The following is a 26,550-nucleotide window of genomic DNA, read 5'->3' on the forward strand; positions in this document are numbered from 1 at the left end:
GCACCGCACCCCCCTATTGGAGAACGAGACCCTCATGGCCACCGAAGCCCACCTCGACCCCACCCGCAAGCACGACTTCGTGTTCCTCGTCGAAGCCGTCGACAGCAACCCCAACGGCGACCCCGACGCGGGCGGAAACCCCCGCACCGACCCCGTCTCCGGGCAGGGACTGATCACCGACGTCGCCATCAAGCGCAAGATCCGCAACACCGTCGCCATGCTCAACCAGCACCAGCCCAAGCCCGGTTACGACATCTACGTCGAGGCGGGCGTCGCCCTCAACAGCCAGCACGAACGCGCCTACACCGCCCTCGGCCCCGAGACCCAGCAGGTCGACGCCCGCACCTGGATGTGCCAGACCTTCTACGACATCCGCATGTTCGGTGCCGTCATGAGCACCGGTAAGAAGCCCGCCGGACGCGTCCAGGGCCCGATGCAGCTCACCTTCTCCCGCTCCATCGACCCGATCACCCCCCTGGAGATCGGTATCACCCGCGTCACCCCCACCAAGCAGGAAGACGTCGACGCCTTCAACAACCCCACCGAGGACAAGAAGGGCAAGGAGACCGAGATGGGCACCAAGCACATCGTCCCCTACGCCCTCTACCGCGGCAGCGGCCACTTCAGCGCCCCCCTCGCCGCCCGCACCGGCGTCACCAGCGACGACCTCGCCATGTTCTGGCGCGCCTTCCAGCTCATGTTCGAACACGACCGCGCCGCCGCCCGCGGCAGCCTCGCCCTGCGCGGCCTCTACGTCTTCACCCACGACGATGCCTTCGGCCGCCTGCCCGCCCACACCCTCTTCGACCGCATCCGCATCAAGCAGCTCCACGACGCCACCGCCCGCAACATCACCGACTACGGCCCCGTCGACATCGACGACACCGGACTCGCCGAAGCCGGCGTCACCCTCAAGCCCCTCGTCGACCCCAACGAAGCCTTCCCCCGCCCCCTCGGATGAGCATCCCCGCACGCCTGCCGGGAGAGAACGGCCAACCTCAGCCCCAGGTCGCCCTCTCCTGGCTGGAGCACTACACCTACTGCCCCCGCCAGTGCGCCCTCATCGTCATCGAGGACGCCTTCACCGACGACGCCGCCACCACCCGCGGGACCCTCCTCCACCAACGCGTCGACACGCCGGGCAACAAGGGCCGCGGCACCGTCCGCACCCTGCACGCCCTCCCTGTCTGGCACGACGACCTGGGCCTCACCGGTACCTGCGACACCGTCGAACTCCACGACAACGGCACCATCCTGCCCATCGAGCACAAATCAGGCCGCTATCACCCGCACGGCCCCGCCGACGTCCAAGCCGCCGCCCAAGCCATCTGCCTACAACAGATGTTCCAACGCCCCGTCCCCGAGGCCGCCGTCTATTCCGCGGTCGACCGACGCCGCCACACCGTCACCATCACCCCCGAACTCCACCAACGCGTCCTCACCACCACCCGAGCGGTCCGCGAACTCCTCACCACCCGTCAACTCCCGCCGCCCCCAACCGACAACCGGCCCTGCCGACGCTGCTCCATGGCCGGCACCTGCATTCCCAGCGTCCTCACCCGCACCCGCCACTACCAGCACGCCCTCAACGACCTCTACACCCTCCCCGACGAAGAACCCACACGCCCATGACCCTCGAACTCCTCAACACCCTCTACGTCCAAACCCAAGGCACCGACCTCCGCCTCGACCAGGACACCCTCCGCATCCACCTCCCCGACACCCCCGGTCGCAAGACCCTCCCCCTGCGCCGCCTCGACGCCATCGTCGTCTACGGCCACATCAACCTCTCCACCGAACTCCTCACCCGCTGCGCCCAGGACGCCCGTCCCGTCACCTGGATGACCCGGGGCGGCCGCTTCCAAGCCCGCCTCGAAGGCCCCGTCCGCGGCAACGTCCTCCTGCGCCACGAACAGCACCGAGCCCACACCGACCCCGCGCAACGACTCGGCATCGCCCGCAGCACCGTCGCGGGCAAGATTCGAAACAGCCGCTGGGTCCTGCTCCGAGCCGCCCGCGACAGTAAAACCGATGCTCAGACCCGCATCCGCGAAGCGGCCGCCAAACTTGCCGAAGGACTCGCCGACACCCAGAACGCGGACTCACTGGACACCCTAATGGGCATCGAAGGCAACGCCGCCCGCCACTACTTCGCCGGACTCCGCGACATCCACCGCCCCACCGACGAGATTCCCGCCTTCACCCACCGCAACCGGCGCCCGCCCACCGACCCCGTCAACGCCACCCTCTCCTTCACCTACGGACTCCTGCGCAACCTCGTCCACGGCGCCATAGAACAAGTCGGCCTCGACCCCTACATCGGCTTCCTCCACGGCCTGCGCCCCGCCAAACCGGCCCTCGCCCTCGACCTGATGGAAGAGTTCCGCCCCGTCCTGGCCGACCGCTTCGCCCTCACCCTCCTCAACCGCCGCGAACTGAGGGCCCACCACTTCGAAACCCTCGCCGGAGGAGCCGTCAACCTCACCGAAGACGGCCGCAAAACCCTCCTCGCCGCATGGCAGGAATGGAAGACCCAGCCCTGGGAACACCCGATTGCCGGCCGCACGATCCCCGCCGCACTCCTGCCCGTCATGCAGTGCCGCATCCTCGCCCGCCACATTCGAGGAGACCTCCCCGGCTACCTCCCCTGGACGGCCAGCTGATGGACCTCCTGCTCACCTACGACGTCGATACCACCACCCCTGAAGGCCGCCGCCGACTCCGGAAAGTCGCCAAACTCTGCGAAGGCCACGGCCTACGAGTCCAGAAGTCCGTTTTCGAGATCGTCGCCACCGACATCGACCTCCTCCACCTCCTGGACGACATCGGCAAGACGATCGACACAGACATCGACAGCATCCGGATCTACCGGCTCCCCCACAACGGCTTCAACGACGTACGGACACTGGGCACCGCCCGGATCCAACCCCACCGCGAGGACCTGGTCCTGTGACAGCCTTGGGTTCGGAACCCCAAGCACACACGCAACACGCAGATCGCACCGAATCGTGATGCCCGAATTGAGTGGAATCAACCGGTGAACAAGACCTGGATTGCCCTCGCTCACGAAGGGTTCCCCCTGGTCGTTCGCTGTGGCGGTCGTCCTTCGGGACGGCCGAGGATCGCAACGTGGTCTTCGGCTGGCTCTTGATGTGCTGCGCGCCGGTGGCGGTCGTCCTTCGGGACGGCCGAGGATCGCAACTCGCTCAGGCCCTGGTCGACGGGCACGACGGTCGTCGTGGCGGTCGTCCTTCGGGACGGCCGAGGATCGCAACTCGGACGCCCGGCGCTCCAGCGCGGTGACCATGCGGGTGGCGGTCGTCCTTCGGGACGGCCGAGGATCGCAACGCCTCCGTCGCCGAGCCGTCCGCCGTCCGGGCCCCGCGTGGCGGTCGTCCTTCGGGACGGCCGAGGATCGCAACAGGCTCTCCTTGAATTCGGTGATCCACGCGTCGTCGGTGGCGGTCGTCCTTCGGGACGGCCGAGGATCGCAACTGCCGGTCCAGCTCGTCGATCACCTTGAGCGGGATGGTGGCGGTCGTCCTTCGGGACGGCCGAGGATCGCAACTTGATGTCCGAAAGGGCGAAGGACCTCCAACCACCAGTGGCGGTCGTCCTTCGGGACGGCCGAGGATCGCAACCACTGGCGAGGCCCGCTGCTTCACGCGGCCCCGACGTGGCGGTCGTCCTTCGGGACGGCCGAGGATCGCAACCTCGACGCCACCAGCCGCGTCCCCCTCGCCTCCTAGTGGCGGTCGTCCTTCGGGACGGCCGAGGATCGAAACACCAGACCGTCGCTGAGGGCGTCGCCCATGGTCAGGTGGCGGTCGTCCTTCGGGACGGCCGAGGATCGCAACCCCACCACAGGCACCGGGCGGAGGGGCCGGATCGGCGTGGCGGTCGTCCTTCGGGACGGCCGAGGATCGCAACCCAGCCGGTGCGGGTGAGCAGGGTGTCGATGTCGATGTGGCGGTCGTCCTTCGGGACGGCCGAGGATCGCAACCTGAACAAGCGTCAGCCGTAGACTGACGGCACGACGGGTGGCGGTCGTCCTTCGGGACGGCCGAGGATCGCAACACGGCCGCTGGGCCGCGGGCGTGATCGGCACCGCGCTGTGGCGGTCGTCCTTCGGGACGGCCGAGGATCGCAACCACCTGCGCCCGGTGCCGCCCGTTGATCGCCTCGAGTGGCGGTCGTCCTTCGGGACGGCCGAGGATCGCAACCCGAGCTCCGCGATGACCGTCCGACCCTCCTCCGAGTGGCGGTCGTCCTTCGGGACGGCCGAGGATCGCAACCTGTTGATGACGAGCGGCTGGCCGTTGCCGTCCGTGGTGGCGGTCGTCCTTCGGGACGGCCGAGGATCGCAACAGGAATCTCCGATCGTGAGGGCCGGTCAGGCGACGGCGTGGCGGTCGTCCTTCGGGACGGCCGAGGATCGCAACTGTTCTCCATGGGTGGTGCGGTGCCCCGGAGTTGGGGTGGCGGTCGTCCTTCGGGACGGCCGAGGATCGCAACCGCAAGTCCAGCCACAGCAACGGGGACGGAAACTGCGTGGCGGTCGTCCTTCGGGACGGCCGAGGATCGCAACGCGTCGATCTCCGACCAGTTGTCCAGCAGTTCCTGCGGTGGCGGTCGTCCTTCGGGACGGTCGAGGATCGCAACTACGACACGCTCGTCGGCCGGACGATCACCGACGAGGTGGCGGTCGTCCTTCGGGACGGCCGAGGATCGCAACGCGTTCTGGGCCGCAGGCAAGGCGCTCTAAGTGGTGGCGGTCGTCCTTCGAGACGGCCGAGGGCTGCAACCGGGGACGGGCTGTCGGCCTGGTTTTATTGCGCGAGTCGAAGCTGACGTCCCGTTGTATCAGGTCAGCATGAGTTTGAGTGCGGCCTGCTCCACACACCCGTACCTGGGAATCCAAGTCTCTTGAGCCACAGCAGCGCTAGCCGCGCAACGAGGTCGGTTGACCCACGCGGGCGGTCGAACCGATCTTTCGGAGAATATGACCTGGACAGCTGTTTGTTCAGGTCATGGTGGTGGTGGACGGCAGTCGGTGGCGTGGCCAGGGGCGTCTGGGCACGCGGTCCGCCGTCCTGGGTCCCTTCACTCGTCCTACGTGCCCAGGTACGCTCTCGACACCGGATGGGCGGACGTAGAAGCCGAGGTTCTCCGGCAGCTCCACCTCGTCCACCCAGTCGGGCAGCGGCGGCAGCGCCGTCCCCTGCCCCAGCAGCACCGTCCGCACCCCGTGCTGCGCCCCGTCCTGGGCGGCCACCGAGGCGAGCAGCGCGGTGAGTTCGGCGGGCCGGTCGCCCATGGTCAGTACCACCACGCCGAGTGTCGGTTCCATGCGGTCGTGTCCCTTCGCGCGCCTGCCGGTCCGGCCCACCGTAGCGGTTGCCCAGCGCGCAGGAGCGGTCACCCGTCGAGGGGCCGCTGTCGGTGCGCGGCCCCGGGAGCGGTGGCCGCCCCGCATTGCGGCCCGTCCGGCCCGCGGAGACGCTGGACGCAGCGGGCGGCACGCCCGTCCGCGTGAGCCGAGGAGGCCACCGGTGAAGTTCATCCAGATCATCGAGTACCGGACCGGGCGGATCGACGCGTTCAACGAGCTGCTGGACGAATGGGTCGCCAAGAACGAGGGCCACCGCCTCGCGGTGCGCGCCCTGCAGACCAGGGACCGCGACGGCACCGACACCTACCTGAACATCGTGGAGTTCCCCTCGTACGAGGTGGCGATGGAGAACTCGCAGCGCCCCGAGACCGCCGAGTTCGCGGCCCGCGCCGCCGAGTTGTGCGACGGCCCGCCCACCTTCCGCAACCTGGACGTGATCGGCGACCGCACCCTGCTCGACTGAGCCCGCCGAACCCCCCGAACCCCCGCTCGACGCTCGACCGGATCCCGCGAGCGGGGCTGGCCAACCGGGCCCCCGGCCGCACAGCATGGGTACCCGTCGGTACCGTCCGGTCCCAGGAGGCCACCTTGTCGCACGAGCCGCACGCCCCGCACGCCCCGCACGCGCCGCAGCCGCACGCCCCGCACGAGTCCGCCGCCCCCCTCCCGCCGCTCAGCTACTCCTCCGGCCCGGCCGCCGCCCCGCTGCTCGGCGACACCATCGGCGCGAACCTCGACCGCGCGGTGCGGGCCTTCCCGGAGCGGGAGGTGCTGGTCGAGTGCGCCACCGGCCGGCGCTGGACGTACGCCGAGTTCGCGGCCGACGTGGACGCGGTGGCGCTCGGGCTGCGCGCACGGGGCGTCGGCACGGGCGACCGGGTGGGCATCTGGGCGCCCAACCGGGCCGAGTGGACGCTCACCCAGTACGCCACCGCCCGGCTCGGCGCGATCCTGGTGACGATCAACCCGGCGTACCGCGCGCACGAGTTGGCGTACGTGCTGGACCAGGCGGGCGTGCGGCTGCTGGTGGCGGCCGAGCGGTTCAGGACCTCCGACTACGCGGCGATGATCGCCGAGGTGCGCCCGCGCTGCCCGGAGCTGGCGGACGTGGTGCTGCTGGACGGCCCGGACTGGCCGGAGCTGCTGGCCGCCGGGCGGGCCCGCGAGCGGGACGGCGGCCGGGAGGAACTCGCGGCGATCGAGCGGGAGTTGAGCGCGGACGACCCGATCAACATCCAGTACACCTCGGGCACCACCGGCTTCCCGAAGGGCGCGACGCTCTCGCACCACAACATCCTGAACAACGGCTACTTCGTCGGCGAGCTGTGCAACTACACCGAGCAGGACCGGATCTGCCTCCCGGTGCCGTTCTACCACTGCTTCGGGATGGTGATGGGCAACCTCGCCGCCACCTCGCACGGCGCCTGCACGGTGATCCCGGCCCCGGCCTTCGACGCGGCCACCACGCTGGCCGCGGTGGCCGCCGAGCGGTGCACCTCGCTGTACGGGGTGCCGACCATGTTCATCGCCGAGCTCGCCGATCCGGGCTTCGACGGGTACGACCTGTCCAGCCTGCGCACCGGCATCATGGCGGGCGCCCCGTGCCCGGCCGAGGTGATGAAGGGCGTGCGGGAGCGGATGGGCATGGCGGAGGTGTCGATCTGCTACGGCATGACGGAGACCTCCCCGGTCTCCACCCAGACCCGGGCCGACGACCCGGTCGAGCGCCGGGTCTCCACCGTCGGCCGGGTCGGGCCGCACCTGGAGGTCAAGGTGGTCGACCCGGAGACCGGCCGCACCCTCCCGCGCGGCGAGCCCGGCGAACTGTGCACCCGCGGCTACTCGGTGATGCTCGGCTACTGGGCGGAGCCGGCCAGGACCGCCGAGGTGGTCGACGCCGCCCGCTGGATGCACACCGGCGACCTGGCGGTGATGGACGAGGAGGGGTACCTGTCGATCACCGGCCGGATCAAGGACATGGTGATCCGCGGCGGCGAGAACGTGTACCCGCGCGAGATCGAGGAGTTCCTGTACACCCACCCGGACGTGCTCGACGTCCAGGTGATCGGGGTGCCCGACACCAGGTACGGCGAGGAGCTGATGGCCTGGGTGCGGATGCGCGAGGGCGCGCCGCCGCTCACGGCCGAGGCGGTGCGCGCATTCTGCACCGGACGGCTGGCCCACTTCAAGATCCCGCGCTACGTGCACGTGGTCGAGGAGTTCCCGATGACGGTCACCGGCAAGGTCCGCAAGGTCGAGATGCGCGAGCTGGCGGTGGCCGTCCTGGCGGGGGAGGGCGGCGCCGCCCGCTGACGCGCGTCGACCCGCGCCGACCAGCGGGTTCCCGGAGGCCGGATCCCGCCAGGGGTCCGGTCTCCGCGCGCGCCGTCCGGCACGGAAGCTGTCGCAGGTCTTGACGCCCACTTTTCTCATACGTTAAATCTCGGCGTGAAGTAAGCGGACGTGGTCTGCGGCCGACGCCGAGTCAGTGCGCCGCCCGGGCCCGCCGCCGTCCCCCTCCCGGATCCCACCAGACGGGTGTGCACCCCCATGAACCGAGCTCCCCGGTCCCGCAGATACGGCCTCGCGGCAGCCGCCGCGACCGCCCTCGTCGCGGCCCTCGTCGCCCCCACCACCCAGGCCGCCGCGGCCCCCGTGCCGCCCGGCGGCGGCAGCCTCGGCGAGAACGTGATCGTCCTCGACCCGAGCATGCCCAAGGCCCAGGTCCAGGACCGCCTGAACGCCCTCGCCCAGGCCCAGGCCGGCAACGAGTTCGGCCCCCAGCGCTACGCGATCCTGTTCAAGCCCGGCACCTACGGCACCACCGCCGACCCGCTGGTCTTCCCGGTCGGCTTCTACGAGAGCGTGGCCGGCCTCGGCCGCAACCCCGGCGACGTGGTGATCAACGGCTCCGTCAACGTGTACAACCAGTGCGTCGGCGGCGACCAGGCGCAGTGCTACGCCACCACCAACTTCTGGCGCTCGCTCAGCAACCTGACCGTCAACGTCGCGGGCCAGAGCGGCTGTTACGGCAACACCGACTTCTGGGCGGTCTCCCAGGCCGCGCCGCTGCGCCGGGTCCAGCTGAACGGCAACGTGACGCTGATGGACTACTGCACCGGCTCGCCCGCCTGGGCCAGCGGCGGCTTCATCGCCGACTCCAAGTTCACCGGCGCCACCGTGGTCAACGGCTCCCAGCAGCAGTTCTTCACCCGCAACAGCAACCTGGACGGCTGGAGCAACGGCGTCTGGAACCAGGTGTTCTGCGGCACCGAGGGCGCCCCCGCCCAGTCCTTCTCCACCGAGCAGGGCGCCTCTCCCTACACCACCCTCGACACCTGCCCGGTCACCCGCGAAGCCCCCTACCCGTACCTGGACGAGGCCGGAAAGTACCGGGTGTTCGTGCCCGCCGCCCAGCGCGACTCCCGCGGCACCACCTGGGAGAACGGCGGAACCCCGGGTCGCTCGCTCTCCCTTGACGACTTCTTCGTGGTCCGCCCCGGCGCCGACGTCAAGCAGATCAACGCCGCCCTCAAGGCCGGCCGCAACCTGCTGCTCACCCCCGGCGTGTACGAGCTGCCCGAGGCGATCAAGGTCACCCGCCCCGGCACCCAGGTGATCGGCCTCGGCTTCGCCACCCTCGTCCCGACCGACGGCAACGCCGCGATCAAGGTCGACGACGTGGACGGCGTCAACGTCTCCGGCCTGATCGTCGACGCCGGGGAGAAGAAGTCGAAGGTGCTGGTGCAGGTCGGCAACCGGGGGAGCAACGACTCGCACCGCGCCGACCCGATCGCGCTGTCCGACGTGTTCTTCCGGGTCGGCGGCGCGCTGAACGGCGCGGCCGACACCGCGCTGGAGGTCAACAGCGACGACACCCTGATCGACGACGCCTGGATCTGGCGCGCCGACCACGGCACCGGCGGCGGCAGCTGGACCAGCGCCCGCAGCGACACCGGACTGGTCGTCAACGGCGACCGGGTCACCGCCACCGGCCTCGCCGTCGAGCACTTCCAGAAGACCGAGGTGCAGTGGAACGGCGAGCACGGCCAGGTGGTGTTCTTCCAGAACGAGAACCCCTACGACGTGCCCAACCAGGCCGCGTGGATGGCGAACAAGCAGCAGAAGGGCTACCCGGCGTTCGCCGTCGGCCCGAAGGTGCAGACCTTCGAGGGCTGGGGCATGGGCAGCTACTCCTACTTCAACCAGGGCGTCGACATCCGCAACGCGATGGCCTTCCAGGCCCCCGTCACCCCCGGCGTCAAGTTCCACGACCTGCTGACCGTCTTCCTCAACGGCTCCGGCGGCATCGACTCGGTGATCAACGGCACCGGCCGCACCGTCGACCCCTCCTTCGGCGGCCCCAGCAACGTCGTCTCCTACCCGTGACGACCTCCCGCTGACCGACCGAACCCCCCGACCCGGCCCGCCGCGCACTCCGGCCCGAGCGCGCGGCGGGCCGCACCGCGTACCGGCCCCCGAGCCGAACTCCGGGGACCGTAACGGCAGTTCACTCCCCCCACATCCCCCCCACCCGTAGCGGAGTCCCCCATGACCGAGCTCAGCCGCCGCAACGCCCTGCTCCTGGCCGCCCTCACGGCCGGCGCCACCGGCCTCACCCTGGCCGGCCCCGCCACCGCCGCCCGGGCCGCCGCTCCCACCGGCCTCGCCTGGGACGCCGACTGGGCGGCCGCCGCGTACGCCGCCGACCCGGCCGCCGCCACCGCCTCCGGCACCGAGGGCGGCCCGTTCGGCCCCGGCGCGGCCTTCGACAACGACGCCGGCACCCGGTTCTCCAGCAACTTCGCCGACGACGCCTGGATCCGGATCGACCTCGGCAGCGTCATCCGGATCACCCAGGTCGTCCTGGTCTGGGAGGCCGCCTACGGCCTCCAGTACGTCGTCGAGGTCTCCCGCGACGGCGCCGCCTGGCAGTCGCTCTACACCGAGAACGCCGGCACCGGCGGCACCACCACCATCCACACCCACCCGCAGCCCGCCCTCGGCCGCCACGTCCGGATGCGCGGCCTGCGGCGCGCCACCCCGTACGGGTACTCGCTGTACGCCTTCCAGGTCTACGGCGGCGCCCCCGCCCCCGCGTCCACCGGCACCGCGAACCTGGCGCTCAACCACCCCGGCTACAGCAACTACTACCAGGACGCCGGCCACACCCCGCTGCACGCCTTCGACGGCGGCGTCCCCGCCGGACTGAGCGGCGACGCCACCAGGTGGGCCAGCGACTGGAACGACCACCGCTGGATCTCCGTCGACCTCGGCGCGACCGCCCGGATCACCGCCGTCGACCTGCACTGGGAGTCCGCCTACGCGGTCGACTACCAGCTCCAGGTCTCCGACGACAACCAGAACTGGCGCACCGTCCACCAGCCCACCGCCGCCGAGGTCGCCGCCCGCGACGCGGACATCGGCACCCCCGGCAGCTCGGCCGGCCTGCACGACGCCGTCACCCTGGCCGCCCCCGCCACCGGCCGCTACGTCCGGATGCTCGGCCTGCGCCGCCGCCGGTTCTACAGCCCCGCCCCCTACACCGCCCAATTCGGCTACTCGCTCTACGAGTTCCAGGTCTGGGGCACCGGCGGCAGCGCCGCCGCCGAGTACCCGGCGGCGCCCGTCGAGAGCACCGGCGCCTACCGCACCGTCTTCTTCGACGACTTCGCGGGCACCGGCCTCGACCGCGGCAAGTGGCGGGTGGTGGTCACCGGCTCCACCATGGGCTCGGTCAACGGCGAGTCGCAGGCGTACGTCGACGACCCCGGCACGTTGAAGGTCTCCGACAGCCAACTGCTCATCACCCCGCGCTACCTGCCCGGCGGCTACACCGCCCCCGGCGGCGGCAGCTACAAGTTCACCTCCGCCCGGATCGACACCAGCACCGCCGTCAGGTTCACCTACGGCCGGGTCAGCGCCCGGATCAAGATGCCCGCCGGGCTCGGCCTGTGGCCCGCGTTCTGGCTGCTCGGCGCCGACGTCGACGACCCCGACGTGTCCTGGCCCGACTGCGGCGAGACCGACATCATGGAGAACATCGGCTACCCGGACTGGACCAGCAGCGCCCTGCACGGCCCCGGCTACTCCGCGGACGGCAACATCGGCGCGCTCCAGCACTTCCCGGCCGGGCAGGACGTCACCGGCTGGCACGTGTACGCCGTCGAGTGGACGCCCACCGCGATGCGCTTCAGCGTCGACGGCACCCAGACCCTGGAGGTGCTCCGGCAGAAGACCCTGGCCACCCGCGGCGCCTGGGCGTTCGACCACGACCAGTACGTGATCCTCAACTTCGCCCTCGGCGGCGCCTACCCGGCCGGCTGGAACAAGGTCACCACCCCGTTCTGGGGCCTGCCGCAGTCCACCGTCGACCAGATCGCCGCCGGCGCGGCCACCCTCGCGGTGGACTGGGTCCGGGTCGAACAGCGGGCCTGACGGGCCGTCCGACCGAATGACGGCATTCTCAGGAAACATTCAGGAATGCCGTCATTCGGCCCAATAACCGGATCGGCGGTCTGACGGATGGTCATCTGGGAGCGCCTTCGCAGGAAGGCGACCCGAACCCCGTCAGAGGAGCACCAGTCTTGTCCCGTCCCGCTCGTCCCACCCGGCGCACCCTGGCCGTCAGCGCCGCGTTCGTCGCCGCCAGCGCCCTCGCGGTCCCCGCCGCGTACTCCACCGACAGCCGGCCCGCCACCCACACCCGGGCCACCGCGGCCCACACCATCAACGAGAACCGGCTGCCCTTCACCACCCGCTTCCAGGGCGACTTCCACGGCGGCATCACCCACATCAGCAACACCCTGATGACCTGTGACGAGACCAAGCCCCCGGTCGACTCGGCCCAGCCCCCCTGCGAGCAGGCCCGCAACGGCGACGGGTCGCGCCCGATCAACAACAACTACCAGATGAAGTACATCAACATCGACGGCCCCGGCCACACCGGCCCGCTCGGCGACACCATCTACTCCTCCAGCTCCGCCGACCTGCAGCTCCCCGAGGGCGCCACCGTCAAGTACGCCCGCCTCTACTGGGGCGGCACCCGCGGCATCGGCGACACCGTCCTGCCCGAGAGCCAGATCGACGAGATCTACCTGAAGTTCCCCGGCGACGGCCAGTACACCAACGTCGCCAACCAGCAGCCCTCCATCGGCTACATCACCACCGACGACGAGAGCAGCTACCAGGCGTCCGCCGACATCACCGAGCAGGTCCGCAACCACGGCTCCGGCACCTACGAGGCCGCCGACATGGACTCCGTCGTCAAGCCGCACAGCTGGGGCGGCTGGACCATCGTGGTCGCCTACGAGCGCGACTGCGAACCCCTGCGCCACCTGCACATCTGGGACGGCTTCCAGCCCGAACTGCCCAACAGCCCCGCCCTCACCGGCGTCCTGAGCGGCATCCGGACCCCCGCCAGCGGCCCCGTCACCGGCCACCTCGGCTGGGTCGTCTACGACGGCGACCACAAGTGGACCGGCGACACCATGGACATGAAGTCCACCAACGGCCCGCTCACCCGCTTCAGCGACGCCCTGCACCCGGCGAACGACGCCTTCACCTCCAACCTCGACAACGCCGACCCGGCCCAGCGCTTCCCCCGCAACCCGGCCTACCCGAACTCCTTCGGCTACGACGCCAACCGCTGGGACGTCTCCCCGTACCTGCGCAACGGCGACACCGACATCTCCGTCACCGTCAACACCGAGGGCGACGGCTACAACCTCGGCGTCTTCTACGCCGACGTCGACATCGCCCCCGCCACCCTCCGCAGCATGAAGACCCAGCCCCGCTCCTCCTGGACCGGACAGCAGTAACGATCCGCCCAGTCCGCCCGGGCCCGCCGCAGCCACCTCCCCGGCCGCGGCGGGCCCGCGGCCGTCCGGCACCGGCCGCGGGCCCGCAACCCCGGTTCGGCCGTCCGGGGGAAGCGGGGGTTCGCGGCCCGGGGCGGGGGAACCGATGGCGGGTGGACGTGCTCGCGGTGGTGTGCGCGGTGCTCGGAGCTGCCTCCAACGCGGCCGGGACCGCCTTTCAACGGAAAGCCGCCTCGCAGGTGGCGCGGGGCGGGGGACTGCGGTTCCTGGCCGTACTGGCCCGGGACCCGGCCTGGCTGGCGGGCATCCTGGGCGTGATGGGCGCCGCACTGTTCCAGGCCCTGGCCCTGGTGCTCGGACCGCTCGCCCTGGTGCAGCCCGTGTTCGTGCTGGAACTGCCGTTCGCCCTGCTGATCGCCGCACCCCTGCTGCACCGCCGGATCCCCGCCGCCGGCTGGGCGGGCGTCACGGCGGTGGTCGGCGGCCTCGCCCTGTTCCTCGCCTGCGCCGCCCCCACCGGGGCCGACGACCAGGCCCCGATGAGCCGCTGGACCCCCGTCCTGGCCGGCTGCCTCGGCACGATGGCGCTGTGCGTCGCCGCCGCCCGCGGCCGCGGACCGGTGTTCCGCGCCGGAGCCCTGGGCACCGCCGCCGCGATCGGCAACGCCCTGACCGCCGCCCTGCTCAAGTCCGCCACCGGCACCTTCTCCGACCACGGCCCGGCCGCCTTCCTCACCACCTGGCAGACCTACGGCTTCGCCCTCACCGGCATCGCCGCCGTCCTCCTGCTGGAGAACGCCCTCCAGGCCGGCCCGCTGGTCGCCTCCCAACCCGCCCTGACCATCGGCGACGCCGCCGTCAGCCTGCTGCTCGGCATCGTCCTGTTCGACGAGACGATCCGCACCGGCCCCCTGCTCATCCCCGAACTCCTCGCCGTCGCCCTGGTCGCCACCGGCGTGATCACCCTGGTCCGCGCCGTCCCGAACATCCGCGAGACCCCGCACTGACACCCGGCACCGACGGCCCGTCGGAACCGGCCGGGAGGTGCGGGCGCCCGTCCCCCACGACGGGTGGCGGAGGCCGAGGGGGAGCGCGCTGTGACGGCGGACGGGCCCGCGGGCCGAACTCGCCGTCGTCGGGTGACGGGTGGTCAGGAGAGCGCGGGGGGGCGAACGGTGCCCTCCGGCGGGGTCAGTCGTCCCCGGGCCCCTGGTCGTGCTCCTTCTCCTGCTGGTGCTCCTGGGCGTGCTCCCGGCGGTGGCTGCGGACGTAGTGCACCAGCACCGCCACCACGGCGAGGCCCGCCACGACCAGGGCGGCGGTGCGGCCGACGGTGCCCTCCACCCGGCTGTAGGCCGCGCCCGCGAAGTAGCCGAGCAGAACAAAGCCGACGCCCCACAGCAGGCCGCCGATGGCGTTGAAGAGCAGGAACCGGCGGTAGGGCATCCGGGACACCCCCGCCAGGGCGGGCATCAGGGCGCGGAAGAAGGCCACGAACCGGCCCAGCAGCACGGCCGCCGGGCCCCGGCGGCGGATCAGCTCCCGGGCCCGGCCGATCCGGTCCGCGTGGCGGCGCAGCGACTTGGTCTCCAGCACCCGCGGGCCCAGCCGCCGCCCCACCTCGTAGCCGACCGAGTCGCCGAGCACCGCCGCGGCCACCACCGTCACCAGCATCCAGCCCAGCGAGACGCTGCCCTGGTGGGCCAGCACGCCGCCGAGCACCGCCGCGGTCTCGCCGGGCAGCACGAAACCGAAGAACAGCGCGTCCTCGGCGAACACCAGCGCCGCCACCACCGCGTACACCACCGGCCCGGACAGGCCGCCCAGCCAGTCGGTCACCGACTTCATCAGGACCACCTCGCTCCCGTCCCACCGTAACGTGCGGACACCGGCCGGGGTGGGGACCCGCGCCGCCGCAGCGGGCAGACTGAGGAGGTGACCGAGACTCCGCTCGCCAAGGGCGCCAACCTGCCGATCGACGCTGCCGCCGTCCGGGCCGCACTCTCCTGGCGGGCCGGGCCGGGCGTCCCGGCGGTGGGCACCGCCGCGCTGCTGCTCGGCCCGGACGACGGGCCCCGGCTGGTCCGCACGCACGCCCCCGGCGTCCTGGTGCGGCCGGACGGGATCGACGTCGACCTGGCCGCGCTGGCCCCCGCCGTCCAGCGGGTGCTGCTGCTGGCCGTCACCGACGAGGCCGGCCTCGGCGCCGTCCCCGGCCTGTCGCTGCTGCTCGGCGACGCCCGCACCGGGGCCGGCCTGGCCCGCTTCGATCCCGAGCCGGGCGCGGAGCGCGCCCTGGTCTGCGGCGAGCTGTACCGGCGCGACGGCCGCTGGAAGTTCCGCGCCGTCGGCCAGGGCTGGACGGACGGCCTGGCGGGCCTCGCCGTCGCGCACGGGTTCACCCTCCCCGAGCCCGAGCCGGAGCCGGAGCCCGAGATGCCTTCGGTGCAGGCGCAGGTGCCGGTGCCGGTGCCGGTGCCGTTGCCCCTGCCCGGGCCGGAGCTGACGGCCGGTCAAGGGGAGGAGGAGGAACGCGCGCTGCCCGTCGACATGCGCAAGCGGCTGAGCCTGCGCAAGCAGCAGGTCGCGGTCAGCCTGCGCAAGCACGGCGCGCAGGGCCTCGTCGCGCGGGTGGTGCTGGTGCTGGACGCCTCCGGTTCGATGGCCGGGCTCTACCACCGGGGCGTGGTGGCGGACGTGGTGGAGCGGATGGCCGCCGTCGCCGCGCAGCTGGACGAGGACCGGACCATGCAGGCGTGGACCTTCGCGACCTGGCCGGCCCGGCTGCCCGACCTGAGGCTGTCCGAGCTGCCGGAGTGGCTGGGCCGGCACGTCCGGGTCGGCGAGATCTCGCTGTTCGGCCGCCGCAAGGTCCGCCCGCCGCTGCCCGACGGGCGGGTCGACATGAAGGCGGTCGGCGTCAACAACGACGAGCAGAAGGTCATCGCGGAGGTCCGCGCCCACGTGCGGGAGAACCCGACGGCGGAGCCGACCCTGGTGCTGTTCTTCTCCGACGGCGGGGTCTACCGCAACAGCGAGATCGAGCAGCAGCTGCGCGCGGCCGTCGAGGAGCCGGTGTTCTGGCAGTTCGTCGGGCTGGGCCACGGCGACTACGGGGTCCTGGAGCGGTTCGACACGCTGCCCGGCCGCCGGGTCGACAACGTCGGGTTCTTCGCGGTCGACGACATCAGCACCCTCCCGGACCCGGAGCTCTACGACCGGCTGCTGTCCGAGTTCCCGCAGTGGGTGGCGGCGGCCCGCCGGGCGGGCATCCTGCGCTGACGGCCGGTCACGGAGCGGCTCCGGGGCGGCTCCTGGAACGGGTCCTGGAACGGCCCCGGGACGCTACGAAAGGGTCACGGTCCGTTCTGTTTACTAGAAGTGTTTGTCTGTTCACCATCAGGCTCTCGGTCGGCCATCCTCCAGCTACCCCGACCGGAGTCCCGCGTGAGCCCCTCCTCCGCGCACCGCCACGTCCTCGGCACGGCCGCCCTCGCGGCCACCGCCGCTCTCCTCCTCACCGCCGTCACCACCGGCACCGCCGACGCCGCCCCCGGCGGCCGGGACGCGGCCGTCGCCCGCGCCCGGGCCAACGTCACCCAGCACGCCGCCCTGTTCGGCTACGGGCCCGGCCAGGACCTCGTCCTCAAGGACGTGGTGCTCGACCCGGACGGCACCCAGCACGTCCGCTTCGACCGCAGCTTCCAAGGGCTGCCCGTGGTCGGCGGCGACCTGGTGGTGCACCAGGACGCGCGCGGGCGGCTCACCGACTCCTCCCGGGCCAAGGGCCACGATCCGAAGGTGCCCACCACCCGCCCGGCCGTGCCCGCCCAGCGCAGCGCCGCCGAGGCGCTCCAGCAGGCCCCCGGCATCGCGGCGGCCACCTCCGCGCCCGAACTCGTGGTCTGGGCCGCCGACGGGACCGCCCGCCTCGCCTGGCGCACCACCGTCACCGGCACCGGCAAGCAGGGCCAGCCCACCGGCCGGGTGGTGGTCACCGACGCCACCACCGGCGCCGCCATCGACAGCTACGACGCCGAGCACTCCGCGACCGGCACCGGCCACTCCGAGTACACCGGCGACGTCACGCTCTCCACCACCCAGCAGGCGGACGGCAGTTACGCGCTGATCGACCCCGTCCGCGGCCACACCACCAAGGACGCCCACAACCTCTCCGCGAGCAGCGTCAAGGCCACCTCCGGGACGCTCTACACCGACGCCGACGACGTGTGGGGCGACGGCCGGAAGTTCTCCACCGACCGGGCCACCGCCGCCGTCGACGCCCACGCCAACACCGCCTGGACGTACGACTACTACAAGAACACCTTCGGCCGCAACGGCATCAAGAACGACGGCAAGGGCGCCACCGTCTTCGTCCACGTCGGCACGAACTGGGACAACGCCCAGTGGTCCGACGCCTGCTTCTGCATGATGACCGGCGACGGCAACGGCAGCACCGACCCCGAGCAGGTCGACCTCGACACCATGGGCCACGAGATGACCCACGGCGTCACCAGCGCCACCGCCAACCTCCGCTACAGCGGCGAGTCCGGCGGCCTCAACGAGTCCACCAGCGACATCTTCGGCACCATGGTCGAGTGGTACGCCGACAATGCGGTCGACAAGGGCGACTACCTGTTCAGCGACCAGTCCACCCCGCCCTGGCTGCGCCGCTTCGACCAGCCCTCGCTGGACGGCTCCTCGGCGGACTGCTGGAGCAAGAAGGTCGCCCGCCTGGACGTCCACTACTCCTCGGGCGTCGGCAACCACTGGTTCTACCTGGCCAGCGAGGGCAGCGGCGCCAAGACCGTCAACGGCGTCGCCTACAACTCGCCGACCTGCGACGGCTCGACCGTCACCGGCATCGGCAACCAGAAGGTCGCCGCGATCTGGTACCGCGCCCTGACCGTCTACATGACCTCCACCACCGACTACAAGGGCGCCCGCGCCGCCTCCCTCAGCGCCGCCCGCGACCTGTACGGCGCGAACTCCGCCGAGTACGCGGCGGTGGGCGCCGCCTGGAGCGCGGTCTCCGTCGCCTGACGCACCGCCAGGCGTCAGGCCCGGTACGCGAGGGCCTGGCGCAGGTGGTGGTCGGCGACGTCCAGCATCCACTGGCGGTCGGGGAAGTCGCCGGCGGCGATCCGCAGCGGGCCGCCGACCAGGTCCAGGTGCATGGCGTACCGGTAGAAGGCGAGGCGGCGCGGGTCGAGGCCGGGGTCGCGCAGCGCCTCGTAGTGCTCGCGGTGCGCGTCGAAGCGCATCCGCAGCCAGCAGTGCTCCACCTCGGGGTCCGCGTACAGCAGGCCCTCGACGTCGATCAGCACGGGCTCGCCGTCCGGCCCGACCAGGACGTGCTCGGGGCCCAGTTCGCCGTGCACCACGCCGAGTCCGGCGCGCGGCTCGACCCCGGCGTACAGGGCGTGCAGCCGGTCGGTCAGGGCGGACTCGGCCGCGGCGGCCCGCGGGTCGTGCGCGACCGCGGTCGAGAGGTTGACCAACGCCCGTTCCAGGTAGCCCCGTTCGCAGCTGTCGCCGGTCGGCGCGCCGCCGCCGTCGAGCCACGCCACCCGCCCGAACGCGGGCGCGCGGTGGGCGTGCATCAGCCGCAGGGCCCCGGCGAGCCGCCCCAGGGTGCGCCGCCCGGCGGCCGGGTCGCGCTCCAGCAGGTCCTGCAGCGTTCCGCCGCGGACGTCCTCGGCGACGGCGACGTCCGCCGGGTACAGCCCGCGGCCGCGGTCGGTGAACAGCAGGCGCGGCGCGCGGGCGCCGACGGCCGCCAGCCGCCGGGTGGCGCCTTCGAGCAGGTCGAGCCCGGAGGCGTGCGAGAACGGGTTCGCCGGGTCGTCGTGGCCGTCCGGGAGCAGGCCGTCCCAGTAGTCCTCGTCGGCGCTCCACAGGTAGACCACCGCGCTGGTGGCGTCGTCCAGCACGACCCGGTAGACGCCCTTCTTGCTGCCGCCGCGCAGCCGTTCGACGGCGGAGATCCGGCGGGCGGCGCCGAAGACCTCCCGCACGACGGGGGCCAGCGAGCGGGCGTCGGCGAACGCGCGGCCCCGGGCCGGTCCGGCGCTCACGCGGCCGACCGGCCTTCCCCGGCGGGCGCGAGGGGGAGGCCGACCAGGGAGTCGAGGACGGTGCGGGCGGCGAGCAGGTCGTCGATCGCCGCGGTGAGGCGGCGGCGTTCGGCGGCCAGGCCGGACAGCAGCTCCGGGCAGGAGCCGGTGAGGACCACGGTGTCGTCGGCCAGGCAGGGCAGGATCTCGGCGACGAGGGCGCTGTTCAGGCCGGCCGAGAGCAGCACCCGGATGCGGCGCACGGTGGGCACCGAGCGCTCCCCGTAGTCCCGGTAGCCGTTGGGGAGCCGCTCCGGCACCAGCAGGCCCTGTTCCTCGTAGTAGCGCAGCGCGCGGCGGCTGGCGCCGGTGCGCTCGGACAGTTCCCCGATTCGCATGCGGCGTAGTCCAGCAGCGACTTGACCTTCACGTCAACGTGAGGGCCTAGCGTCCCGGCCATGACGCGGAACACGAGGGACGACGGGAAGGGCGGCACGGCGGTGGCCGTGCTGGGGCTGGGGCCGATGGGGCGGGCGCTGGCCGCCGCGTTCGGGGCGGCCGGGCACCGGGTGACGGTGTGGAACCGCACGCCCGGCAAGGCCGCGGGGCTGCCGGTGGAGGTGGCGGGCAGCGTCGCCGGGGCGGTGGCGGCGGGGACGGTGGTGGTCGCCTGCCTGGCGCACCGGGAGGCGCTGGAGCAGGTGCTGGCGCAGGCGCCGGACGGCTGGCAGGGCCGGACGCTGGTGAACCTGACCAGTGGCCCGCCGGACGAGGCCCGCCGGCTGGCCGGGTGGGCGGCCGGGCGCGGGGCGGCGTACCTGGACGGGGCGGTCCTCACCCCGACCCGGACGATCGGGACGCCCGGCGCGACGGTGCTGGTCAGTGGTTTGGTGGAGGTGTTCGGGGCGGTGCGCGGCACGCTGGCCGCGACCGGCGGCGCGGTGCTCCACCTCGGGGCGGAGGTCGGGCTGGCGGGTGCTCACGAGACGGCGCTGCTGGACCTGTTCGCCACCTCGGTGCACGGGCTGGCGCACGCCTTCGCGCTGGCCGCCGCCGAGGGCATCGACCCGGGCCGGTTCGCGCCGCTGGCCGCCGGGATCGGCGACCTGCTGGCCGTCCTGGCCGCCGACTTCGCCGAGCAGTTGGCCGCCGGGAGCTTCCCCGGCACCCGCTCCACCCTCGCCGCCGCCCGCTCCGGCCTCACCCACGCCCTGGACGCCTCCGCCCGGCACGGCCTGGACACCGGCGTGCTGGCCGCGGCCCGTTCCGCCCTGGACCGGGCGCTGGCGGCCGGCCACGGCGCGGAGGGCCTGGCCCGGCTGGCCGCGGTGCTGGCCGAGCCCGTCGCCCGGCCGGCGGACGACGGGCCCGGGGCCGAGCGGGACGCGGCCGGCCGGGCGGAGGGGGCGGGTGCGGTCAGCCGGTGAGGGCCTCGACCAGGGTCCAGGTGGCCAGGACGGCCATGCACAGGCCGCCGACGCGCTGCACGGTGCGCAGCGGAACCCGCTTGGCGATGAAGCGGCCGACCAGCAGGGCGAGGGCGGAGACGGACATCAGGGCGGCGGCGGAGCCGATCGCGGTGGGCAGCCAGCCGTTGGTGGCGGCGAGGTTGGCGGTGGTGATCTGGGTCAGGTCGCCCCACTCGCCGATGAAGACGGTGGTGAACGCCGTGGCCCAGACCGGCCAGAAGCCGGTGACGGTCCGCGCGCCGCCCTCCTCGCCGTCCTCGTCGCCGCCCGAGCGCAGCAGCACGAACGCGCCGAAGCCGAACAGCGCGGCGGAGACCAGCTTGACGGCCAGGCCGGGCAGCAGGCCCAGCAGGCTGCCCGCGCCGACGGCGATCGCCACGTGCACGACGAACGCGGCCGAGGTGCCGAACCAGACGTACAGCGGGCGCATGCGGGTGCCCATGGCCAGGGAGGCGAACATCGTCTTGTCGGGGAGTTCGGCCAGGAAGATCAGCCCGAAGGCGGTGAGCATCGCCAGGGGGTCGAAGGACATCGCGGTGCTTTCTGCAGGGGCCGGGCCGCGGGCTCGAACGGCACCGGGCGGGCGACGGGCGAACCTCTCGGCCCGGCACGACGAGACCTGCCGCACGGTGGTGCGGCCGGGGCGTGCACGGGGCCGAAGGTCTCGTCCGTCGCGGCAGTGGCCTGCTGCGACCCACGGGCCGGGACGGGCGTGCCGTCCAGTGTGTCGACCGGTGGTGTTTCGGGACTACTCCCCTTCGCGGTGCCGAGTGTAAGGGATCGGCAAAGCCAGGGTAAAGCCCGGTCGGGGGCGGGGAGGTGGCCCGTTCTCGACCGCCCGGGCGGACCGGCCGCCGCCCCGCCGGGCACGGACCCGCCTGGTGGGTGCCGGGCCCGGCCGCCCGCGGCGGCGGTCGGGGCACGCCGGAATCCGGACAGAATCCGCTCCGGCGGCCGGGCGTCCTTTCCGTGGACACGGAACGCGAGTTAGCGTGACCGTGAGTTAGTTGCCCGAGGCACTCAATTGCCGGGCCGCCCTGCCGCACCCCGCCCCCGCCCGGGCCCGGACGGCAGCGCCCGGCCCCGGGAAGGGACCCCAGCATGGCCACTGCCGCCACCACCTCCCACCCCGCACCGCGCGGCGCCTGCCCGTTCGCGCCGCCGCCCGCCTACCAGCAGGCCCAGCAGGACGAGCCCGTCACCCGGGTCGCCCTCTGGGACGACAGCCCCTGCTGGCTGATCACCCGCTACCAGGACGCCCGCGCCGTCCTCGCCGACCCCCGCTTCAGCGCCGACGCCACCCGCCCCGGCTTCCCCTTCCTCACCGCCGCCGCCCGCCAACTCAGCGTCGGCAAGACCTCGTTCATCCGGATGGACGACCCCGAGCACGCCCACCTGCGCCGGATGCTCACCGGCGACTTCACCCTCCGCAAGACCGCCGCGCTGCGCCCCGCCGTCCAGCAGGCCGCCGACGAGCTGTTCGACCGGATGACCACCGGCCGCACCGCCGCCGACCTGGTCGCCGAGTTCGCCCTCCCGCTGCCCTCCCTGGTGATCTGCCTGCTGCTCGGCGTCCCCTACCAGGACCACGAGTTCTTCCAGCGCTGCAGCCGCACCCTGCTGCACCGCGCCAGCACCGTGGCGGAGGTGGCCGCCGCCCAGGACAGCCTGACCACCTACCTCGACACCCTCACCGAGAGCAAGCGCACCGACCCCGACGACGGCATCCTCAGCCGCCTGGTCGCCCGCGGCGAACTCCCCACCGAGGAGATCGGCGCCATGGGCCGCCTGCTGCTCATCGCCGGCCACGAGACCACCGCCAACATGACCGCCCTCTCCGTCCTCGCCCTGCTGCGCCACCCCGACCAGCTCGCCCACCTGCGCGCCCACCCCGACTCCACGCCCGCCGCCGTCGAGGAACTGCTGCGCTGGCTCAGCATCGTGCAGACCGGCGTCGTCCGGGTCGCCGTCGAGGACGCCGAGGTCGGCGGCGTGCTGATCCGGGCCGGCGAGGGCGTCATCTGCCAGATCAACACCGCCAACCGCGACGACGAGCGCTACCCCGACGGCGACGCCCTCGACCTCACCCGCGACACCCGCCGCCACCTCGCCTTCGGCTTCGGCGTCCACCAGTGCCTCGGCCAGCCGCTGGCCCGGCTCGAACTCGAGATCGCCCTCGACACCCTGCTGCGCCGCCTGCCCGACCTGCACCTGGCCGTGCCCTTCGAGGAGATCCGCTTCCGCCACGAGATGACCGTCTACGGCGTCGAGTCCCTCCCGGTCGCCTGGTGACCGCCCACCCCCCGAAAGGAACCGCCATGCTCGTCCACGTCGAGCCGGACCGCTGCTGCGGCTCCGGGCAGTGCGTCCTCGCCGCCCCCGAGGTGTTCGACCAGAACGACGAGGACGGCACCGTCGTCCTGCTCCAGGCAAGCCCGCCCGCCGACCTGGTCCGCGAGGTCGCCGACGCCGTCGCCGCCTGCCCCGGAGGGGCGATCCGGCTGGAGGAGGGAGTGCCCCGGTAGGCTGCCGGGCGGACGAGCGGGAACGACCGGGGGAGCGGGCACGTGCAGGTCACCGGGTACGCCCCGGACGCGGTCGCCGACCTGCGCGGCCGCCCCGGCGGGCCGCTGGAGCTCCGCTACGGGCCGGACGCGGTCGTGGTGGTCGGCGGCGTCCCCGGCAGCGGCAAGTCCACCCTGCTGCGCCGCTGGGACGCCCCCGCCGCCCTGATCGACCCGCGCACCACCCGGCTCGCCTGCCAGGCCCGGATGCCCGCCGCCCTGCCCTACCCGCTCTACCGCCCCGCCGTCCGCCTGCTGCACCTGCTGCGCACCCGCGCCGCGTTCCGCCGCCCCGGGCCGCTGCTGGTGCACGACTGCGGCAGCCGCTGGTGGATGCGCCGGGCCCTGGCGCACTGGGCCCGGCGGGCCGGACGCGAACTGCACGTGGTGCTGCTCGCCGTCCGCCCCGCCGAGGCCCTGGCCGGGCAGCACGCCCGGGCCCGCACCGCCGCCCCGCGCACCTTCCGGCTGCACGTGCGGCGCACCGCCCGGCTGCTGGCCGCGCTCGAACGGGACGGGCGGGCGGCGTTCCCCGGCGCCCGGTCGGTGCTGCTGGCCGACGCCGCCTCCCGCGAACGGCTGGCCGGCATCCGGTTCGGCGCCGCGGAACCGGCCGGGGCCGGTGCCGAGGACGCGGGCTGACGGCCGGTCAGTGGCCGCGGGCGATCCACTCCGCCAGGTGCGGGGCCTCCGCGCCGACGGTCGTCGAGTCGCCGTGGCCGGTGCGCACCACCGTCTCCGGCGGCAGCGTCAGCAGCCGCTCGCGGATCGAGGCGACGATGGTCGGGAAGTCCGAGAACGACCGGCCGGTGGCGCCCGGGCCGCCCGCGAACAGGGTGTCGCCGGTGAAGACGGTGCCCAGCCCGGGGGCGTACAGGCTGACCGCGCCCGGGCTGTGGCCCGGGGTGTGCAGCACCGTCAGCACCGTGCCCGCGACCGCGATCTCCTGACCGTCCGCCAACGGGCCGTCCGGCGCCCGGTCCGGGTGGGTCTGCCGCCACAGCACCTCGTCCGCCGGGTGCAGCAGCACCGGCGCGCCGGTCAGGTCCGACAGCTCGGGCGCCGCGTCCACGTGGTCGTTGTGGGCGTGGGTGGAGACCACCGCCAGCAGCCGCCGGCCGCCCAGCGCCTCCTTGATCGCCGCCGCGTCGTGCGCCGCGTCGATCACCACCGCCTCGGTGTCGTCGCCGACGATCCACACGTTGTTGTCGACCTGCCAGGTGCCGCCGTCCAGGCTGAACTCGCCCGAGGTGACCAGCTGTTCGATCCGGGCCGCCATCAGAACACCACCACCGAGCGCAGCACCTCGCCGCGCTGCATCCGGGCGAACGCCTCCTCCACGCCGTCCAGCGGGACCGTCTCGCTGACGAACGCGTCCAGGTCGAGGCGGCCCTGCAGGTACAGGTCGATCAGCATCGGGAAGTCCCGCTCCGGCAGGCAGTCCCCGTACCAGGACGACTTCAGCGCGCCGCCGCGCCCGAACACGTCCAGCAGCGGCAGCTCCAGCGTCATCTCCGGCGTCGGCACGCCGACCAGCACCACGGTGCCCGCCAGGTCGCGGGCGTAGAACGCCTGCCGGTACGTCTCCGGGCGGCCCACCGCCTCGATCACCACGTCCGCGCCGTGGCCGCCGGTCAGGCCGCGGATCGCCTCCACCGGGTCCACCGCACGGGAGTTGACGGTGTGGGTGGCGCCCAGGCGCTGCGCGGTGGCGAGCTTGCGGTCGTCCACGTCCACCGCGATGATCGTGCCCGCGCCGGCCAGCCGGGAGCCGACCACCGCCGCGTTGCCCACGCCGCCGCAGCCGATCACCGCGACGCTGTCGCCCCGGCCCACCTGCCCGGTGTTGATCGCCGCGCCCAGGCCCGCCATCACGCCGCAGCCCAGCAGGCCGGCCGCCGCCGGGGACGCCGCCGGGTCGACCTTGGTGCACTGACCGGCCGCGACCAGCGTCTTCTCCGCGAACGCGCCGATGCCCAGCGCCGGGGACAGCTCGGTGCCGTCCTCCAGCGTCATCTTCTGCTTCGCGTTGTGGGTGGCGAAGCAGTACCACGGCCGGCCGCGCTTGCAGGCCCGGCAACGTCCGCACACCGCACGCCAGTTGAGGACGACGAAGTCACCCGGCGCGAGGTCCTCGACACCCTCGCCGACCGACTCCACCACGCCCGCCGCCTCGTGCCCCAGCAGGAACGGGAACTCGTCGTTGATCCCGCCCTCCCGGTAGTGCAGGTCCGTGTGGCACACCCCGCACGCCTGCACCCGCACCACCGCCTCACCCGGCCCCGGATCCGGCACCACGACGGGAACCACCTCCACCGGTGCACCCTTCGCCCGCGCGATCACACCCCGGACAACCTGAGCCATGTCCCGTACCCGTCCTCTGCTCGGCACTCGATCCACGGCGGCACCCGGCCTCGGGCCCGCCCAGCAGCGAACTTACGCCGTTCCGGGACGGAAGTCGCCCGTCCATGCCCGCCCCCGGTTCCCGCACCGTCGTCGAGGAACCCGCTCGAACCCCGTCCCGCCGCCACCGGGTTCGGCCGTTCGTGTGGTGGGTGGAGGACATCGGTGAAGGTTCTGCGTCGATCGGCGGATCGCCGGGCCGGGCGGGTAGTCGGGGTCCTGCCGTCAGCTTTCGGCACCGCCCACCGCCGTCACCCGGAAGGAAGGCCGCCCCGCATGGCCGTCGCCACCTGCTGGTCCACCGCCGTCACGCTCCCGCACAGCCCGCACCCCGACCTGGCGGTGGAGGCCGGGCTGCACTTCGACTCCTCGCTCCCGTACGCGGTCCGGCTGGTGTTCCCGCCGGTCGGCCGGGTCGGCGCCGTGGAATGGGTGTTCGGCCGCGACCTGCTCAACGAGGGCCGCCTCGCCCCCGCCGGACACGGCGACGTCACCGTCCGCCCCGGCGCCGACGGCGAGGTCCTGGTCACCCTGCACGGCGGCACCGGGGCGGCGGTGGTCAACATCCCGGCCGAGATCGTCACCGGCTTCCTGCTCGAGTGCTACACGCTCGTCCCGGCCGGCCGCGAACACGAGCACCTGGACCTCGACGGCCTGATCGCCCGGCTGGGGACGGCCTGACCCGCCGGGGTGCCAGGCCGCCGGGCGATCAGGCGCCGGGCGATCAGGCGCCGACTGTCAGGAGGCGGGTGTCAGGAGGTGGGCATCAGGACGGTGTCGACGATGTAGACGGTGGCGTTGGCGGTCTGGACGTTGCCGCACAGGACCTTGGAGTTGGTGTTGACG

Annotated in this window: 24 protein-coding genes, 1 pseudogene and 1 CRISPR repeat array; of the genes and pseudogenes, 17 read left to right on the plus strand and 8 right to left on the minus strand. The window is 72.9% G+C overall.

From position 1 onward, the window contains the following. Positions 1-34: 34 nt before the first annotated feature. From cas7c to cas2, 4 genes are read left to right on the plus strand one after another with little or no spacing between them, the layout of a single operon-like run. A complete protein-coding gene (cas7c, locus tag IH44_RS0120275; protein WP_030461054.1) occupies positions 35-961 on the plus strand; it encodes a type I-C CRISPR-associated protein Cas7/Csd2 in 927 nt (308 codons plus the stop codon). Then, a complete protein-coding gene (gene cas4 / locus IH44_RS0120280; RefSeq protein ID WP_030461055.1) occupies positions 958-1,632 on the plus strand; it encodes a CRISPR-associated protein Cas4 in 675 nt (224 codons plus the stop codon). The genes cas7c and cas4 overlap by 4 nt, the downstream gene beginning before the upstream one ends. Next, positions 1,629-2,663 (plus strand): type I-C CRISPR-associated endonuclease Cas1c, encoded by a 1,035-nt coding sequence (gene cas1c / locus IH44_RS0120285; protein WP_030461056.1) that lies wholly within the window; start codon positions 1,629-1,631, stop codon positions 2,661-2,663. Before cas4 ends, cas1c begins: the two co-directional genes overlap by 4 nt. Further along, entirely contained in the window at positions 2,663-2,953 is a 291-nt protein-coding gene (cas2, locus tag IH44_RS0120290; protein ID WP_030461057.1) for a CRISPR-associated endonuclease Cas2, read from the plus strand. Before cas1c ends, cas2 begins: the two co-directional genes overlap by 1 nt. Positions 2,954-3,092: 139 nt before the next feature. After that, a CRISPR array of direct repeats spans positions 3,093-4,805; the repeat unit is 37 nt; unit sequence GTGGCGGTCGTCCTTCGGGACGGCCGAGGATCGCAAC. Between the two features lie 218 nt (positions 4,806-5,023). On the opposite strand, the gene IH44_RS49740 is transcribed toward cas2, so the two are convergent. Beyond that, positions 5,024-5,350 (minus strand): hypothetical protein, encoded by a 327-nt coding sequence (locus IH44_RS49740; protein WP_157852407.1) that lies wholly within the window; start codon positions 5,348-5,350, stop codon positions 5,024-5,026. A gap of 202 nt (positions 5,351-5,552) precedes the next feature. Here IH44_RS49740 and IH44_RS0120300 point away from each other — a divergent pair, with 202 nt between their 5' ends. From IH44_RS0120300 to IH44_RS0120325, 6 genes are all read left to right on the plus strand, one after another. After that, on the plus strand, positions 5,553-5,855 hold the full coding sequence (locus tag IH44_RS0120300; RefSeq protein ID WP_030461059.1) for a hypothetical protein: 303 nt from the start codon (positions 5,553-5,555) through the stop codon (positions 5,853-5,855). Positions 5,856-6,097: 242 nt separating this feature from the next. Next, the gene (locus IH44_RS0120305; RefSeq protein ID WP_051817106.1) at positions 6,098-7,705 is read left to right on the plus strand and encodes an AMP-binding protein; all 1,608 of its coding nucleotides are present in this window, start codon (positions 6,098-6,100) and stop codon (positions 7,703-7,705) included. A 237-nt stretch (positions 7,706-7,942) separates the two neighbouring features. Then, on the plus strand, positions 7,943-9,781 hold the full coding sequence (locus IH44_RS0120310; RefSeq protein ID WP_030461061.1) for a hypothetical protein: 1,839 nt from the start codon (positions 7,943-7,945) through the stop codon (positions 9,779-9,781). A 162-nt stretch (positions 9,782-9,943) separates the two neighbouring features. Continuing rightward, on the plus strand, positions 9,944-11,830 hold the full coding sequence (locus IH44_RS0120315) for a discoidin domain-containing protein (protein WP_030461062.1): 1,887 nt from the start codon (positions 9,944-9,946) through the stop codon (positions 11,828-11,830). Between the two features lie 149 nt (positions 11,831-11,979). Then, complete coding sequence (locus IH44_RS0120320; protein WP_030461063.1) at positions 11,980-13,212, plus strand: hypothetical protein; 1,233 nt, start codon at positions 11,980-11,982, stop codon at positions 13,210-13,212. A gap of 152 nt (positions 13,213-13,364) precedes the next feature. Further along, on the plus strand, positions 13,365-14,219 hold the full coding sequence (locus IH44_RS0120325; RefSeq protein WP_030461064.1) for a DMT family transporter: 855 nt from the start codon (positions 13,365-13,367) through the stop codon (positions 14,217-14,219). Positions 14,220-14,403: 184 nt separating this feature from the next. On the opposite strand, the gene IH44_RS0120330 is transcribed toward IH44_RS0120325, so the two are convergent. Beyond that, complete coding sequence (locus tag IH44_RS0120330; RefSeq protein WP_030461065.1) at positions 14,404-15,060, minus strand: DedA family protein; 657 nt, start codon at positions 15,058-15,060, stop codon at positions 14,404-14,406. Positions 15,061-15,147: 87 nt separating this feature from the next. Here IH44_RS0120330 and IH44_RS0120335 point away from each other — a divergent pair, with 87 nt between their 5' ends. After that, complete coding sequence (locus tag IH44_RS0120335; protein WP_030461066.1) at positions 15,148-16,494, plus strand: VWA domain-containing protein; 1,347 nt, start codon at positions 15,148-15,150, stop codon at positions 16,492-16,494. A 165-nt stretch (positions 16,495-16,659) separates the two neighbouring features. Further along, positions 16,660-18,255, plus strand: coding sequence for a M4 family metallopeptidase (locus tag IH44_RS0120340; RefSeq protein ID WP_030461067.1), 1,596 nt, complete (start codon positions 16,660-16,662; stop codon positions 18,253-18,255). Between the two features lie 14 nt (positions 18,256-18,269). Here the strand turns inward: IH44_RS0120340 and IH44_RS0120345 are convergent, their stop codons facing one another. Both IH44_RS0120345 and IH44_RS0120350 read right to left on the minus strand, forming a co-directional pair. Next, positions 18,270-19,289 (minus strand): phosphotransferase family protein, encoded by a 1,020-nt coding sequence (locus tag IH44_RS0120345; protein ID WP_030461068.1) that lies wholly within the window; start codon positions 19,287-19,289, stop codon positions 18,270-18,272. Beyond that, on the minus strand, positions 19,286-19,666 hold the full coding sequence (locus IH44_RS0120350) for a MerR family transcriptional regulator (protein ID WP_030461069.1): 381 nt from the start codon (positions 19,664-19,666) through the stop codon (positions 19,286-19,288). The genes IH44_RS0120345 and IH44_RS0120350 overlap by 4 nt, the downstream gene beginning before the upstream one ends. Positions 19,667-19,726: 60 nt before the next feature. Here IH44_RS0120350 and IH44_RS0120355 point away from each other — a divergent pair, with 60 nt between their 5' ends. After that, positions 19,727-20,695, plus strand: coding sequence for an NAD(P)-binding domain-containing protein (locus tag IH44_RS0120355; RefSeq protein WP_081967001.1), 969 nt, complete (start codon positions 19,727-19,729; stop codon positions 20,693-20,695). Here the strand turns inward: IH44_RS0120355 and IH44_RS0120360 are convergent. Continuing rightward, the gene (locus IH44_RS0120360) at positions 20,685-21,269 is read right to left on the minus strand and encodes a TMEM165/GDT1 family protein (protein ID WP_030461071.1); all 585 of its coding nucleotides are present in this window, start codon (positions 21,267-21,269) and stop codon (positions 20,685-20,687) included. The genes IH44_RS0120355 and IH44_RS0120360 overlap by 11 nt on opposite strands. Before the next feature lie 569 nt (positions 21,270-21,838). On the opposite strand from IH44_RS0120360, the gene IH44_RS0120365 reads away from it, so the two are divergent. From IH44_RS0120365 to IH44_RS0120375, 3 genes are read left to right on the plus strand one after another with little or no spacing between them, the layout of a single operon-like run. Next, complete coding sequence (locus IH44_RS0120365; RefSeq protein ID WP_030461072.1) at positions 21,839-23,029, plus strand: cytochrome P450; 1,191 nt, start codon at positions 21,839-21,841, stop codon at positions 23,027-23,029. A 26-nt stretch (positions 23,030-23,055) separates the two neighbouring features. Then, positions 23,056-23,262 carry a ferredoxin gene (locus IH44_RS0120370; protein WP_030461073.1) on the plus strand — a complete coding sequence of 69 codons (207 nt, stop codon included), beginning with the start codon at positions 23,056-23,058 and terminating at the stop codon, positions 23,260-23,262. A gap of 42 nt (positions 23,263-23,304) precedes the next feature. Beyond that, entirely contained in the window at positions 23,305-23,943 is a 639-nt protein-coding gene (locus tag IH44_RS0120375; protein WP_051817102.1) for an AAA family ATPase, read from the plus strand. Between the two features lie 7 nt (positions 23,944-23,950). Here the strand turns inward: IH44_RS0120375 and IH44_RS0120380 are convergent, their stop codons facing one another. Continuing rightward, entirely contained in the window at positions 23,951-24,580 is a 630-nt protein-coding gene (locus IH44_RS0120380) for an MBL fold metallo-hydrolase (protein ID WP_030461075.1), read from the minus strand. After that, positions 24,580-25,665, minus strand: coding sequence for an S-(hydroxymethyl)mycothiol dehydrogenase (locus IH44_RS0120385; RefSeq protein ID WP_030461076.1), 1,086 nt, complete (start codon positions 25,663-25,665; stop codon positions 24,580-24,582). Before IH44_RS0120385 ends, IH44_RS0120380 begins: the two co-directional genes overlap by 1 nt. Positions 25,666-25,980: 315 nt before the next feature. On the opposite strand from IH44_RS0120385, the gene IH44_RS0120390 reads away from it, so the two are divergent. Further along, positions 25,981-26,385: an SsgA family sporulation/cell division regulator gene (locus IH44_RS0120390; RefSeq protein WP_051817103.1), complete on the plus strand. Its 405-nt coding sequence runs from the start codon at positions 25,981-25,983 to the stop codon at positions 26,383-26,385. 71 nt (positions 26,386-26,456) lie between these two features. On the opposite strand, the pseudogene IH44_RS45495 reads toward IH44_RS0120390, so the two are convergent. Continuing rightward, positions 26,457-26,550 (minus strand): annotated as a pseudogene (locus tag IH44_RS45495) (fasciclin domain-containing protein); the annotation flags it as partial.

Origin of the sequence: Kitasatospora sp. NRRL B-11411 (assembly GCF_000721345.1) — a bacterium.
In the GTDB taxonomy this organism is placed as follows: domain Bacteria; phylum Actinomycetota; class Actinomycetes; order Streptomycetales; family Streptomycetaceae; genus Kitasatospora; species Kitasatospora cineracea.